A 14589-nucleotide genomic window follows, 5' to 3' on the forward strand; every position below is an offset into this window, starting at 1 on the left:
AAATGTAACTACAAGTGATAAAAAAAACATATATAGATTAAAAAAATTATATCCATAGTAATAACTAAGATATAATGACACCGGAATATAAAAGAACAGATAATTGATAACAAAAGCAATCACTGTTATTTTTATATCCTTCTTGACCTCCCCCATCGACAAAACTCCTTACAAAGTTACACCAGTGGATTTTAAATAGAAATAATCCTGTCAACAGTTCTCAACGTAGTTTCTCTGTGTGCAATAATCACCCGGGTGATATTCATTTTTTTTATGGCAGCATTAACGAAACGTTCACTTTCTGTATCAAGAGAACTTGTAGCCTCATCCATAAATAATATTCCAGGTTTCCGGTATAAAGCTCGGGCAATGAATATACGCTGTTTTTGACCGCCGGAAAGACCTTCCCCCAGTTCACCTATTAACGTTTCATACCCCATTGGCATTTTCATTATCACATCATGAATATGACTTGCTCTGGCACATTCTGTCATCCATTCGTCGTCTGTTTCTTCTGCAAACCCACAGATATTTTCACGAATTGATCCTGAAAATAGCCGGTCGTCCTGCATAACACAGGCTATCATACGGTGATAATTATTTATTCCAAGTTGACGTATATCCGTGCCATTAACCAGTACTTTTCCACTATCTGGTTCAAACAGTCCACATAATACTTTCATTAATGTGGTTTTTCCGGCACCGGAGGCACCAGTTATAGCCACACTTTCTCCCGGAGCCACAGACAAATTCAGACCACTGAATACCTGTGCTGACTGGCTGTCATACCGGTAGCTTAAATCAGTGGTTTCCAGTGAAACCGGGCTCATGTCAGCAACGATTTCAATTTCCGGTTTCTTTTCTTCCTTTTCATGTAGTGCAATATCTGCAATGCGCTCATTATGCAGACTCATTATTCTCAGTTGAAGAAGAAAACTGGTCAGCGAAGCAACCCGATCCGAAAACTGCCCACGAAAAGAACCAAATGCCACAAACATCCCTATTGTCATCTGATTATCGATCACAAGGCTTGCACCCAGCCATAAAATCGCCACCTGATCACAGGCGGCAACAAAAGTATTTATTCCCCCGAAGAGCAAATCCATCCTGGTTAACTTAATACCTGAATTGATCGCATCTATTTTCAGGTTAAGCCAGTGTGTTCCCCGGATCCCGACCATACCCTGGATTTTTACCGTGGCAATACCATACAGGCTTTCCATAAAATAGGAGCTGGCCCGGGCCCCCCTGACAAGAGTTTCTTCCGATATTTGCCGGTAATAGCCGTATGTCACCAGACGAATAAGAACGTAAACCATGGTAAAACCGAGAACTATCCAGGTAAGATATCCTCCATATAACAGCATCATCACAAAAACACCCACAACCATAATACTGTCCATGATTGCCCCAACCACACAGGTGGTAAAGGTGGCCCTCAAAGTGTCAAGGGAGCCAAAACGCGACTGGATATCACCTAATTTACGGCGTTCAAAAAATGCCAGCGGCAGTCTGAGAAGGTGGTTAAACAGACCCGACTGCCACTGTATATTGATGAGCGTGCTCATAACCAGTGAGGACCATGCACGCAGCATACTCACCGCGGCCCTGAGCAATATAAAGAACATCAGGCCAGCAGAAATAAGCGTCAGCAGCCCTCGGTCCCCCGCCGGAATCGCATGATCCATAACCAGCTGAGTTCCCACCGGCATTACCAGATTGATTGCTTCAATTACAGCTGACAGACAGAAAATTTTCGCCAGTGTTCTTTTAATACCGTAAATACTGTTAATCAGTGAACGGAGACTTATGCGGGTTTGCTGGGTTTCCGTCCGGAATTCACCTCCGGGCCAGACCTCAAGTGCAATGCCCGTAAAATACCGGCTCATTTCCTCCCGACCGAGATATCTTCTTCCTCTGGCCGGATCATGCAGTACATAACGGTTACGCTTTACGCTGACCAGCACGACGAAGTGACTGAAATCCCAGTGGAGAATACACGGCATTTTGAGGGCACCAAGTTCATCCAGCTCCAGTGAAAGAGCCCGGGTGATCATCCCCAGCTGCTCCGCTATTCCATTGATTCCTGCAAGGTTTGCTCCACGGGCCGAGAGATTAAACTTACGACGAAGAGATATCAGGTCAATATTCTTACCAAAATGACCGCATATCATTGCCAGGCAGGCCAGTCCACATTCAGCGGTCTCCGTCTGATGAATAACCGGAACACGACGTCGCCAGCGCATATCAAGCTGATTTATAATTTGTCTGAAATTCCCGTTAGTCATTGAGCGGTCCTGTTGCACTGTGTTTCATGTCATAGAAAGGAGAAAGCATCCACTGGTAAATACGCCTTTTTTCCAGAAATAGTGTACTTTCGGCTTTCATTCCATTTTCCAGAGGGAGGTTTTTTTCGTCATATCTGATAATCTGCTTTTCAGGCATCGCAATGACTTTATACCAGGGAACAGAGGCGCCCGGCGTATTCTGTGGTGCTCCCTTATAGGTCAACATTTCCTGTGTTGATGCAGGAGTCCTGGATATAGTTTTAACCGTAGCAGAAAACTGCCCAAATTTTTCTGCCGGAAAGGCTTCATAACGAATATTCACTTTGTCACCAGCCGAAATATAAGGAACAGCATCATTCGGGACCCAGAGAATAAGATAATAATTTTCAATGTTCTCAGGAATAACCTGCAGAAGGTTGTCTCCGGGATTGACCATTTGCCCGACAGTGACACTCAGGGAGTCAACTTTCCCGTCAGTCAACGCCCGGATAATGATTTCGCCCTCCACATCAGTGTTAACCAGTTCTTTCTGTAACTCGTACCGTTGCAGTTCCATCTGGTAGATACGGTTATCAAAATCTGCTGCCTGAGTCTGAATCTGACTCTCCAGAGTGGTTATCTGCAGGGCATTCTGTTCGTTCTGTCCGCTCAGGCTAAGAAGATTGTTTTGTTGCTGATAATATAATGCCACCTGGTTAGTTAACTGATCTTTATTAATCAGCCCTTTTGTCTGATAGTTTCTGTAATTCTCCATGTTGTTTTTCATTATTTTTATCCCTTCCTCTGCACGCTGTATAATATCTGATGAGCGACGAAACGCATCTGTGTATTGCAGGCGTTGTTTTTCCAGGGTATCCAGCGTTATTTTTTTACTTTCTTCCAGACGGGAAATAATCTTGTCCACACGAACCAGCTGGTTTTCTATATCCCGACGATGATTATCAGTGACAATACCACTACGTGTACTTTTACTGATGTCAATCAGATAAACAGGATCCCCTTTTTTTATCAACTGTCCTTCATGAACAAACTGCCTGACAACAAATCCCTGTACACCTGAATATATATTGACAGCTCTTGGCCAGGTTGTGACCTCACCACTGACATTAACACGGCGGCTATAGGTACCAACAATAATGAACATCAGAAATGCCGTAATAAACACTATGCTTCCCAGCATGATTAACCATAGTGGTATTCCGGGAAGTAATATTGCCCGTCCCTGCCACTTCATTTTTCTGTTTTCTAAAGCATCCTGACGAAACAAAATAGCTCCTCTTACTCACACTTTTCCTGTAATACCTTCACTGGTTAACCGAAATGCTATAATCAAAGCCAGAAAATACAGAGTCCTGTCAAAATAGTATCAGCGATGCATTTACCCCGTAATTTACAATTATCTCTGTATCTTCAGAGGTACTACGTTTTATGCAGCCGCTCAGGGATGTATGTCACAATTTTCTTTCGCCTGCTTAACCATCGTACTTCTCCTTCTCCCCATGGCTGAAGCTGTATGAGATAGTCAATAACTTTTCGACCAAAGCCTGGTTTACAACAGAAATCCAGAATCCAGATCCTTCCATCTTCATTCCATTCAGACGGATGCAACCTGAATTCTGGATCCCTGAGCAGGCGTGCTTCTGTATCAGCCTCAAGATATGCCCAGGTAATATACGCCAGTGGAAAACCTCGTGAATCAAACAGGAATTTAATCTGATTATGCTGTATCGCATATTCAGTCCAGTATTGAATGGTTAACACCGGATACAGACTGTAATTACGATTGTAGAGCATACAACTGACCGCAAAACCGATCTGTTCATAAACAGTCCATTCATCTTTTCCTCTGATGGTTTCCCTTATATAAGACATGATTACTATTTCCCTTATATATTTATTACACTGTGTTTCTTATCGGTTCAAGATATCCAAATGCATCTCTGGAAAACTTAAGCATAAAATTTTTCATATCAGAAATTGCTTCTTGTAAAAAAAGGGGATCATCGCCATGATTATCCAGCAGGATGGCAATTTTTTCGCACATATTCTCTTTCCTCAGCTCTTCCCTGGGTTGCAGCCTTTTCATGGTATGATGTTCAATTTCTTTCAGGAGTAATGAGGCATTTATCTGACGTCTGGTACTGCCTTGCGTCAGCCAGTGGATGGCCTGGGAAAAACACTGTTGTGCAACGGTGAAATAAACATCATTCTTGATGCTACTATTCAGTGCCTGCTTTTGATTATGCCTATGATGGATTAGCGTCACAACCAACTTTTGCAATGGTGAACCATCCTGATTGACAATATCTTGGGCATGTGATTTCTCGTAGTATTTATTGAGTAATGCAACAAAACTGTTAACCAGTTCTTTCAATATATCAGGTATCTCTTTTTGTGTTATAAATTCTCCAGGAATACCCAACAGTTCTAGATAACAGTAATAACATGCTTCATGAAAAGTTTTCTGAAATATCTCCTCAACCTTCAAACGGGCTGCAAGAGTGAAGTCAGGGTCAAACATATATTTTCCGATATACAAGCAGAGATCAGACAGCCCTTGCATAAGTACCATCGGTTCTTTTGCCAGTTCAGCTAATCTTAGTTTATACCCAAAATCAGCTGGGGAATCTCCCGGAAACAGACAACTGAGTCCGTTAAAATCCATTAATCTGCCATCCATTGCAATATTAGAAGGAGAAGTTGTCAATCTCAGGAAACGTGTTCGACAAAATGCCATTTGCCAGGCCTCACGACGTGCCAGTTCACATAACCCCTCAATGCAATAAATCCGGGGATCAGTTCGTGCTTCAGCATCAATTTCTTCCGGTGGTACAGGTAGATATCCTGGCAGCTTGTGGATCACAGATCTAACCCGACAGGCATCGTGAATTAACAGACTGGAATACTCCGGTTTTACTTGGAAGTAAGGTGCCCGTTCAAAATGCGCCGGGCGAACAACAGGCTCACGTACCAACAGGGCTCTTCGTGATTTCCTACCGGAGCGCTCAAATGCCTTTTCAGTATAGAGATCTGTAAGTAAAACCGCCCGAACCCGCACAGCACTATAAGGTAATATTTGAGCCAGTACTTCTCCCCACAAAGCCTCATATATTGCATGAACAGCGCCGAGTGCACCATTAGAATGACGTTCGTCAGTACCTTCGCCAACCAACGGATTACTTCCTATTCCTTTAACCTGGTAGTTACCATCAAACCCACAACGTGCACCACCTCCATTACGCTGAATACCACTGCCACCATAGCGCTCTGCATGGAACACTTTGGCAGAAGCTGTACTGCCAGGATCGATAATATAACTGCAGGCATTTTGCAGCTCGTCTGGATTTCTGACATCCTCTGCACACCAGATTAATGAGGACTTGATCTGCCTGGCAGTGAAAGGCACCAGGTTTTCATTCAGTTCAGAAAGTGAACACTGATGACTCATCTGGCAGTATTCTCCGTTTCAATTTTCATAAAAGAGTGTTCATAAAAGAGCAAGTAAGTGTCCTGACAGCTTCTTCCTTATTACAATAAAACTCTATTAATTACACATAAATTAAAAAATTATTTATCAACGACTGTAAATCATATCTTCATCAGTAAAGTGTTGAACATAAAAACACACTTATAAATGGATCTTCTATCTGTTTTAAACAAAAAGGATATATTTTACAGGTACTACCGAAAAAGTACCTGTAAAATAAATAAAAATATAATTAGCTACCGCCACCAGCAGAAGAACTGGCACTACCACTTCCCACGGTCGAGCCAATTGCTGTTGTCAAACCGGCAGATACGGCTCCAACTACAACCCCAAGTGGACCACCAGGTATTCCGGCGAGAGCTCCAACAATAGCTGCAGCACCTGCAGCATTAGCTGAAGTCGCTGGCGCACCTCCCGCCCCGGAAATATATCTTAACTGTGATTCTGTTATTTCTCGCATATAAACTCCATCATATTTAACTTCCGTTTTTCCAGCCTGACCAGACCAGAATCCTTCGAATCCCATGAATCAGCTCAATAAAACCAAGAAATATTATAAAGCTTAGAAAAACGTCAACATAAGAATTCCCTTCGCCAACAATCCGAAGGGATGAAAGTGAAACCAATAAGATAGTAATAGGTAAACTGAATATAGCCGTCAATTGGGACAGTTTTTTATAACTCATTAATACCTACCTGTTGCTTTATTTTCATTATGAAAAGTTACCAAATCTTAGCACCTCAGTCAGGAGAGTCAGGTCATCGATAAAGAATATTCCAGTAGAGTGGCGCTCATGATCAAAGATAACAGCAAAGTTGATGACAGTGCTGACCGACTGTCATTTACAGAAACTCTGTTTGTAGCAAATTCCATCTTACCTGACCTCACCCAGACAAAGACAAAAGAGAATGATTGTTATTTACTTTTCAAAAAAAGTGTCATATTGTCCATATAAAGTCAAGAGGTATTTTACGTTATGTCACTGATGCAATTGTTAGTCAGGATCTCATGGTTGTCGCTCATGTATAACCTGAGACTTGAACGCACACTAATAGCACTGACGGTCATACATCGGGAAATGTGAGGAGGCATAAGAATGAATTGTGATAATAATCACAGAAATGAAGAATTCATTGTTACCTTTGATAAAGGCAACAAGCAAGACAATTCAAGACGAAAACACGATAATTTTCCTATAGAGGTAGAATCCTCCGTAGAGCAGGAGACACACTGTATCACAAATAATAAGTCGGCTTCCGGTATAGTAACACATGACTATGATGCCGATTATATTTGTGGTTGTGGTGAAATTATGTGTCCTGGTTGCGGTCATGACCTATAACAAACATTTTTGCAAACTGATACCTGATCAGGTACAAGCCTGTTGATTATTATGCTGAATATTTCATGTTATAAAACCATCGATATAAACATTAACAAGAAAAAACATATATTGTTTATCTGAACATTTATCGATGGAAAACCAAAGGGGAAAGTATGTATCTTACGAAAAAGATTATAATAAGTATGATGTTAATATTAACATCCGCTGCATTTTCATCAGATCCACCTCCCCTTCAACAATCGTTAGAAAAAACAACCTATTTTTCTATAGGTATGAATGGGTTTTGATCTTACCCACCAATAGTAGACACAGGACTAAGTGAGTAAACTCTCAACCAGAGGTGACTCATGACAAAACCAGTATCAATCAGCAAGAAGCCCCGTAAACAACATACGCCTGAATTTCGTAACGAAGCCCTGAAACTCGCTGAACGCATCGGTGTGGCCGCCGCAGCCCGTGAACTCAGCCTGTATGAATCTCAGCTTTATGCCTGGCGCAGTAAACAGCAGCAACAAATGAGTTCGTCAGAGCGCGAAAGCGAACTGGCCGCTGAAAATGTCCGCCTTAAATGACAACTGGCGGAGCAGGCTGAGGAACTGGCCATCCTCCAAAAGGCCGCGACAACTTCGCGAAGCGCCTGAAATGAAGTATGTCTTCATCGAAAATCATCGGGCAGAGTTCAGCATCAAAGCGATGTGTCGTGTACTTCGGGTTGCCCGCAGCGGCTGGTATGTCTGGCTCTGGCGTCGTCACCAGATGAGCCTGCGCCAACAGTTTCGGCTCACCTGCGATGCCGCTGTCCATAAGGCATTCTTTGAGGCAAAGCAGCGATACGGTGCTCCCCGCCTTGCTGACGAAATGCCGGAGTTCAATATTAAAACCATTGCCGCCAGCCTGCGTCGTCAGGGGCTGCGGGCGAAAGCCAGCCGGAAGTTCAGCCCGGTCAGCTACCGTGCACATGGCCTGCCCGTATTGGAGAATCTGCTGGAGCAGGACTTCAGCGCCAGCGGCCCGAACCAGAAGTGGGCGGGTGACATCACGTACTTGCGTACCGATGAGGGCTGGTTGTATCTCGCAGTAGTCATCGACCTGTGGTCACGCGCCGTCATTGGCTGGTCGATGTCACTGCGAATGACAGCACAACTGGCCTGTGATGCACTGCAAATGGCGTTGTGGCGGAGAAGACGCCCGGAAAGCGTCATTGTTCATACGGACCGTGGTGGTCAATACTGTTCAGGGGATTATCAGGCGCTGCTGAAGCGACACAACCTGCGTGGCAGTATGAGTGCGAAAGGCTACTGTTATGACAATGCCTGTGTGGAAAGCTTCTTTCATTCGCTGAAGGTGGAATATATCCACGGGGAACGCTTTAGCAGCCGGGAAATAATGCGGGCAACGGTGTTTAATTATATCGAGTGTGATTACAATCGCTGGCGTCGTCACAGTGCCTGTGGCGGTCTCAGCCCGGAACAATTTGAAAACCATAATCTCGCTTAGGACCGTGTCCACATTACGTGGGTAGGATCATATTACCTGTATGAAACTCACATCCCACGGTACGGATCACGGTCACGCCTATCAACTCATGCTGGGCAGCGATGTTAAATTGCACACCATTCCGATGAGATACCCTGACTGACCTTGAACAAAAGGTTTACGCTACTTTGTATTATGTTGTTCACTGGTGAATACTCCCTTAGCAAGGTACCCATAACTCAGGGAGGTAAAAGTACAATCAGGGCTGGCAGCACTGCATGTGCTCTCCGGGGGTTTACCAGAACATTTTCTCATTTAACGCAACATTGTGAACAGCGAAGACGTTTCTGGCAAGAACGATACCAATGATAGTCATAATGAATTCCTCAAGAACTATTGATGACTTTAGCATCATCTCCACAGACATATTATAAAATATGATTTAGCATGCATCCGATTATTGATTAGCGCCCTATCGTGTTCTTTGGAAATTAACTTTTTATCATAGTCTTAATTACTCTTTTTAAGCCAACAGAGACAAAATAGCACCGCAACCATGTCACAGATGACACCTACGCAAGTACAGTATCATTTGCCAAGAAGGGCTAGGAAATGAAGCATAAGAGCTAACTGGTTTGACAATATACATACACATAGGCCCCACAGATAATACCCTGGAAGATACATCCATTGGAGATGGTATATTAGAAATACTGCAACTCCTAATAAAAATATTAATGTCAGAGTGATAACACTTCTGCCATTCATGTCATATTTTATTTCCCTTCCAACAATGAACTGTACAGATAAAACATCTGTTTCTTTGATGCCCAGATTGGGTGTATTAAGATAAATAATTTCATTTTTCCCTTAAAAAATGATACTGAATAGTTGAAATTAAAGTTGTGCTGCCAGAGTTGATAATAATTGTTCTGTCTGTTGCCATGAAAGACACTCATCAGTAACAGACTGACCATACTCTCGCGGAAGGCTGTCTGATTGTTTTCCACCTTGTAAAAAGCTTTCCAGCATAATTCCAGCTACATATCCCGGCATCTTTTTCCGATTATCAATGACTTCACGAGCAACAGAGATTTGCCGTTCAGCCACTTTACCACTATTACCATGGCTACAGTCAATTATCAGACGATGATTGATACCTTCATCATGCATTAATTTCACTGCCTTCGTTATATCCGACAAACCATAGTTCGGCTCTCTACCACCACGTAATATGAGATGTCCATGTGGATTGCCATCGGTTAATAGGGTAGATATACATTTTGTTAAAGATGTCATATATACAACATGTTGTTCACGGGCTGCAAGAATAGCATCAATAGCTAAGTTAATATTTCCATCAGTGCTGTTTTTAAATCCAACAGGACAATGTAAACCAGACGCAAGTTGACGATGCGTTTGTGATTCAGTAGTTCTGGCACCAACAGCCCCCCAACATATTAAATCAGCAATATAGGGAGTAAGGAAAGGATCGAGGAATTCTGTAGCGGTTGCGACACGCATTGTTGTGATTGAGGACAAACACTGGCGAGCATATCGTATCCCTTTCTCAACATTATAGCTTCCATTTAGATCAGGATCGTGCATTATTCCTTTCCAGCCTTTACGAGTTCGAGGTTTCTCAAAATAAGTGCGCATTACAATGTACATTTGCGATAAGTACTTATTCTGTAATACGGACAATCGTTTCGCATATTCAACGGCAGCCTGAACGTCATGGATTGAGCATGGACCAACAATCACAAGCAAGCGAGGATCTTTTCCCAGCAAAATATTCGCTATAATCTCTCGTTGCAGAGAGATCCATGTTACGGTTTCTTCTGATACTGCGATTTCTTTATGAATCTCGCCCACAGCAGGTAAACTGCTAAGCAACTTCCCTCGGTAGATTGATTTACTGACTGACTGCATTGTATCTCCTGAAAGTTCTATTCTTAACCATCTATTGCACACACTAATTGATAATGATAATCATTTAATGCATGTTTGACAATACAGGATGTTCCGTAACCATTTCTGCGATAACTCACGTTAAGCCTTTTCACCTTGAAATCACTTGTTTTCCGTAAGGTCCTACAGTTGAAGAAAATTGAATCTATAAATCTGTGATTTCTTGCGTGACAAACTCGCACGATACGCTTTTTGGATTACCTGAACTTTAATTCCCCGATGAGCACTCTCCTGCGAAAATATTGCATTTGCCAGAGCTCAGCGGCGGTCTCATAACCGTCTTGGTTTTGCCATTCAGCTTGCACTTGTCCGTGCTCTCGGTCGCACACTGCGTACAGAAAAGCTCCCCCCGAAGGCTGTTATCACAATAGTGGCGGAACAACTGGGTATTGACCTTGCCGTTTTAAAGATTAATGTCACGAACGGTGCAAAAGTGGTTCTTCTGCAACCTGAGTGGAAGAAAATGGATGAAACTTTCTGGTGAACAAAGATCTAAGCTGTTTTAAGTTTTGGGCAACTCAATGCACTCTCTTAAGACACTTCTACAGTTACCTTGCGGATGGCGATGCAGTCGACAAATTATTAGCTCTGACGGTATAACCCTCCATCTCCACGGAAAACGAAAAACTGCACAATGTCCTGAATGCTTTAAGCGTAGCGACTCTGTTCATAGTTGTCGTCGGCGCCGGATACAGCATCTACCCTGCTAAGGGCATACGCTATGGCTTGTATTTTCCGTCCGCCACTGGTACTGCCGTAACCCGGCTTGTTCACGTAAAATTTTTGCCGGGTCGCTTGCTCCCTTCGCCGGTTCACACCAGCAGTCTTCACAGGCGTTACAAAATTTACAACGTCAACTGGGATTAATAGCCGGAGGTGAGGCCGGGAAACGGGTTGCAACGGCAGTGGGTCTCCGTTGCAGTGCTGATACTCTTCTTCGCAGGGTTATCAATACCCCGGAGACGAAACAGTCAGGCGCGCCTCATGTCGGTATTGATGAGTGGGCGTGGCATCGGGGCCACCGTTACAGTACGTTAATCGTCAATCTTGATACTCACCGTCCCCTCGTCCTGCTTCCCGGCCGTGATCAGCGTACGCTGGCGACCTGGTTCAGAAAATATCCGGAAATACAGGTTGTCTCGCGTGATCGCAGTGGAGTCTATGCAACAGCAGCACGTGAAGGTGCACCTCAGGCCAGACAGGTGGCCGATCGATGGCACCTGCTAAAAAATATTGGCGATGCGCCTGAACGAATGATGTACCGACATATGCCTCTGATACGTCTTGTTGCCAGTGAGTTGTCACCAAAGAAATCACCTGATCCAGAACCATCTGTGCCTGCAGCATCGCTCCGTCGTCCGGAACACCTAAAACAGCAACCCCGCAAAAAACGGCATCAGCGTTGGACAGAGGTTATGGCCCTGCATAACAAGGGATGTAGTTTCAGGGAAATATCCCGTATTACAGGCCTGTCGCGTGTGACAGTCAGTCGCTGGGTACGTTCAGGAACATTCCCTGAAATGTCAACCCGACCTCCAAAGCGAGGGCTTCTGGACCCATGGAGGGAGTGGTTAAAAGAGCAACGAGAAAGTGGGAATTATAACGCCAGCCGGATAATGGCGGGAAATGGTGGTCCGGGGGTTTACAGGCAGTGAAACCATTGTCAGGGATGCTATTGCCAAATGGCGTAAAGGCTGGAACCCACCGGTTACTACTGCCGTCAGACTTCCTTCAATGTCCCGGGTAAGGCGCTGGTTGATGCCCTGGAGAATAATCAGGGATGAAGAAAATTATGCTTCCCGATTTATTAGTCTGATGTGTGAAAAAGAACCGGAGCTGAAAATAGCGCAGCAACTGGCACTCGAGTTCTACCGTATTCTGAAAACCCAAAATAAATCACAGCTAAGTAGCTGGTTCACTCGAGTCCACGAAAGCGGTTCAGCAGAATTTCGGCGCGTGGCGGCGGGGATGGAAGCTGATGCTGCAGCTATATGTGAGGCAATCAGTAGCCGCTGGAGTAATGGTGTTGTCGAAGGTCATGTAAATCGCCTGAAGATGCTAAAACGCCAGATGTATGGTAGAGCCGGATTTGAACTACTCAGGCAGAGGGTCATGAGTCCACTGGCATGAAAATCTCCACCCAAGTTGCGGAAGAGCCACTTTTCATCCGTCGTTGACAAATAGCCGTTCAAAGTTGCACGAGGAATCTTTATGGATTTGTGGTTGCTCGCGAATGACGAAAGCTGTCTGCGCCATCAGGCCTTCTGGCATAGCTGGCAGGGGCCGCTTGTTGAAAGGCAACAAAGTAACAACATCACTCTGACTGATGTGTTGGAAGGCGTACATGCATATCTGCAAGGGCATCTTGATGACTTTGAAATACAGGAAGCCTTTGTCACCAAAGAATTACCGCTAAAGCTCGCACAGTTGCGTGAACGCTGGGAGCGTTACGTGGTACTCAATGCTGAATTGGCAGCAAGAGGGCGCGGGGGATTTGAACGTAATCGCCGTGATGATTAGCCTCCTTTGGGCTGAAAGATTTGCGCATGTGCAAATCACCGGAGCACACGCTAATAAGTCGTTCAGAAAGTGAGCTCCAAGCCACTCTGAAAATTACCCGTACCATGCTGCAGAACGGCATTGACCGTAATAGCGTCATAAAGACTGAAGACGACCTGGCGCAGATCCACCACTAATCCCCCTCTCCTGGACTCCTTGTCCGGCCATCACCGAATATTGGAGGGGCAGGGAGGTACCATATTCTGGGGCTCAGCCTACCCCCAATATCTTTATTCCCCCGCAACGTTCCCCGTCACTGTCAGCTCTCATAACCATCGAGATAAACCGCTGAAATGGTGTCAGCCAGCAGCCTGGATTTTTTTGGGGTAAGGTCTTTGCTGCGGTAATCGGTACCCGCAAATTGAGTTGTGCCCCGGAGTGAGTTTAAAAATTCCTGGCTGTGAAACTGCTGAAGGCGTTGTTGCACATCACTCCATGATTTTCCTGTCGCTTTATCTTTAGCTCCCATATCCCAGAACTGCCGAAAAAAAGCACCATCATTCGTGTTGTGTCGGCCTTCTGGGTGGAAAAGTTAGGATCAAAACCGTCATCTGATGCATAAACGTAATGCCGGGTATGTTGTTCCATACTGCCCTTTGGCGTGCAGGCTGTCAGGACCGTTGCCGCTGTCAGCAGGGCGATAAGATACAGTGTGCTACCGGAACGACTCATGAGTGTCTCCTTACCTTTATATCTTTTTACTCAGTGAGTTATATAACCGCTGACTATCTTATCATCAGTTTCCAACTGTGTTTAGTGGCTGAGCCGTACCAGAATCACCTGTTTTTCTGCTGTAGTGCCGGTCTCATCCTGCAGTGACTCCCGTTCTGCCTGCATTCCTTATTTACCGTATGTCCGGCTCAGTTAACCGGATTCAAATTCCCGGTATCCCTCTCGTCCGGACCGGTAGCAGACAAGCCCTGGCCTCCTGTAACAATAAAACGGTGAACTCAATCTGACCGTCATTTTCAGCAACTCCATACCCTCCCCAACGGGGCTCATATCATGGTCCCGGAAAACGGTAACGTCTGGCCGGTTTTGCGGTATCTGGCGGGACTGTCGAATTGTGAGTAGTTGTTTTTTGATCGTTTTCACAAAAATGAAAATCCACAGGGTTGACAGGGAAAACGCAGCGGCGTAATTTTTATGCTGTATATAAAACCAGTAATTATATATGCAGTACTTATTTTTAACTGATTGTTTTTAATGTCAAAGAGGATTTTATAATGGAAACAGCTGTAGCGTACTATAAAGATGGTGTTCCTTATGATGATAAGGGGCAGGTAATCATTACTCTTTTGAATGATAATCCAGACGGGAGTGGCTCTGGCAGCGGTGGTGGAACTGGAGGTAGCAACAGTGAAAGTTCTGCAGCCATTCATGCCACAGCTAAATGGTCTACTGCTCAATTGAAGAAAACGCAGGCAGAACAAGCTGCCCGGCCGTGCTTGCTGGAACTACA

7 protein-coding genes and 7 pseudogenes are annotated in these 14589 nt (G+C 44.4%); 6 read left to right on the forward strand and 8 right to left on the reverse strand.

The features are described 5' to 3' along the window. Window positions 1-191 precede the first annotated feature (191 nt). The 6 genes from mchF to mchI form a co-directional block, all read right to left on the reverse strand. Window positions 192-2288, reverse strand: a complete 2097-nt coding sequence (gene mchF, locus HBM92_RS15215) for a microcin export peptidase/ABC transporter MchF (RefSeq protein ID WP_001304614.1) — start codon at window positions 2286-2288, stop codon at window positions 192-194. Then, entirely contained in the window at window positions 2281-3555 is a 1275-nt protein-coding gene (locus tag HBM92_RS15220) for an HlyD family secretion protein (protein ID WP_000489610.1), read from the reverse strand. The genes mchF and HBM92_RS15220 overlap by 8 nt, the downstream gene beginning before the upstream one ends. A 152-nt stretch (window positions 3556-3707) precedes the next feature. Further along, window positions 3708-4160: a toxin-activating lysine-acyltransferase gene (locus tag HBM92_RS15225; protein ID WP_000120459.1), complete on the reverse strand. Its 453-nt coding sequence runs from the start codon at window positions 4158-4160 to the stop codon at window positions 3708-3710. Window positions 4161-4185: 25 nt separating this feature from the next. Next, entirely contained in the window at window positions 4186-5736 is a 1551-nt protein-coding gene (locus tag HBM92_RS15230) for a hypothetical protein (RefSeq protein WP_000019322.1), read from the reverse strand. Window positions 5737-6007: 271 nt separating this feature from the next. Continuing rightward, a complete protein-coding gene (mchB, locus tag HBM92_RS15235) occupies window positions 6008-6235 on the reverse strand; it encodes a microcin H47 (protein ID WP_001375214.1) in 228 nt (75 codons plus the stop codon). 16 nt (window positions 6236-6251) lie between these two features. Beyond that, on the reverse strand, window positions 6252-6461 hold the full coding sequence (gene mchI / locus HBM92_RS15240) for a microcin H47 immunity protein MchI (RefSeq protein WP_000120662.1): 210 nt from the start codon (window positions 6459-6461) through the stop codon (window positions 6252-6254). A 1007-nt stretch (window positions 6462-7468) separates the two neighbouring features. On the opposite strand from mchI, the pseudogene HBM92_RS15245 reads away from it, so the two are divergent. Further along, window positions 7469-8618 (forward strand): annotated as a pseudogene (locus tag HBM92_RS15245) (IS3 family transposase). 876 nt (window positions 8619-9494) lie between these two features. Here HBM92_RS15245 and HBM92_RS15250 read toward each other — a convergent pair. Then, entirely contained in the window at window positions 9495-10529 is a 1035-nt protein-coding gene (locus HBM92_RS15250; protein WP_001192278.1) for a 3-deoxy-7-phosphoheptulonate synthase, read from the reverse strand. Between the two features lie 206 nt (window positions 10530-10735). Here HBM92_RS15250 and HBM92_RS15255 point away from each other — a divergent pair. The 4 pseudogenes from HBM92_RS15255 to HBM92_RS25415 all read left to right on the forward strand — a co-directional run. Continuing rightward, window positions 10736-10980: pseudogene (locus HBM92_RS15255) on the forward strand (DUF4158 domain-containing protein); the annotation flags it as partial. Between the two features lie 97 nt (window positions 10981-11077). Beyond that, a pseudogene (locus tag HBM92_RS15260) lies at window positions 11078-12698 on the forward strand (ISL3 family transposase). Between the two features lie 54 nt (window positions 12699-12752). Beyond that, window positions 12753-13088 (forward strand): annotated as a pseudogene (locus tag HBM92_RS15265) (hypothetical protein); the annotation flags it as partial. Between the two features lie 59 nt (window positions 13089-13147). Continuing rightward, window positions 13148-13264 (forward strand): annotated as a pseudogene (locus tag HBM92_RS25415) (hypothetical protein); the annotation flags it as partial. A 122-nt stretch (window positions 13265-13386) separates the two neighbouring features. Here HBM92_RS25415 and HBM92_RS15270 read toward each other — a convergent pair. Then, a pseudogene (locus HBM92_RS15270) lies at window positions 13387-13799 on the reverse strand (Exc2 family lipoprotein). Window positions 13800-14353: 554 nt separating this feature from the next. Here HBM92_RS15270 and HBM92_RS15275 point away from each other — a divergent pair. Further along, a pseudogene (locus tag HBM92_RS15275) lies at window positions 14354-14569 on the forward strand (hypothetical protein); the annotation flags it as partial. Window positions 14570-14589: the final 20 nt, after the last annotated feature.

This window comes from Escherichia sp. E.sYA108 (assembly GCF_011754335.1).
Lineage (GTDB): Bacteria > Pseudomonadota > Gammaproteobacteria > Enterobacterales > Enterobacteriaceae > Escherichia > Escherichia coli.

Coding starts and splice junctions, on each gene's coding strand:
- mchF (WP_001304614.1), bottom strand. CDS start 2,288: ATGACTAACGGGAATTTCAGACAAATTATAAATCAGCTTGATATGCGC.
- HBM92_RS15225 (WP_000120459.1), bottom strand. CDS start 4,160: ATGTCTTATATAAGGGAAACCATCAGAGGAAAAGATGAATGGACTGTT.
- HBM92_RS15230 (WP_000019322.1), bottom strand. CDS start 5,736: ATGAGTCATCAGTGTTCACTTTCTGAACTGAATGAAAACCTGGTGCCT.
- mchB (WP_001375214.1), bottom strand. CDS start 6,235: ATGCGAGAAATAACAGAATCACAGTTAAGATATATTTCCGGGGCGGGA.
- mchI (WP_000120662.1), bottom strand. CDS start 6,461: ATGAGTTATAAAAAACTGTCCCAATTGACGGCTATATTCAGTTTACCT.
- HBM92_RS15250 (WP_001192278.1), bottom strand. CDS start 10,529: ATGCAGTCAGTCAGTAAATCAATCTACCGAGGGAAGTTGCTTAGCAGT.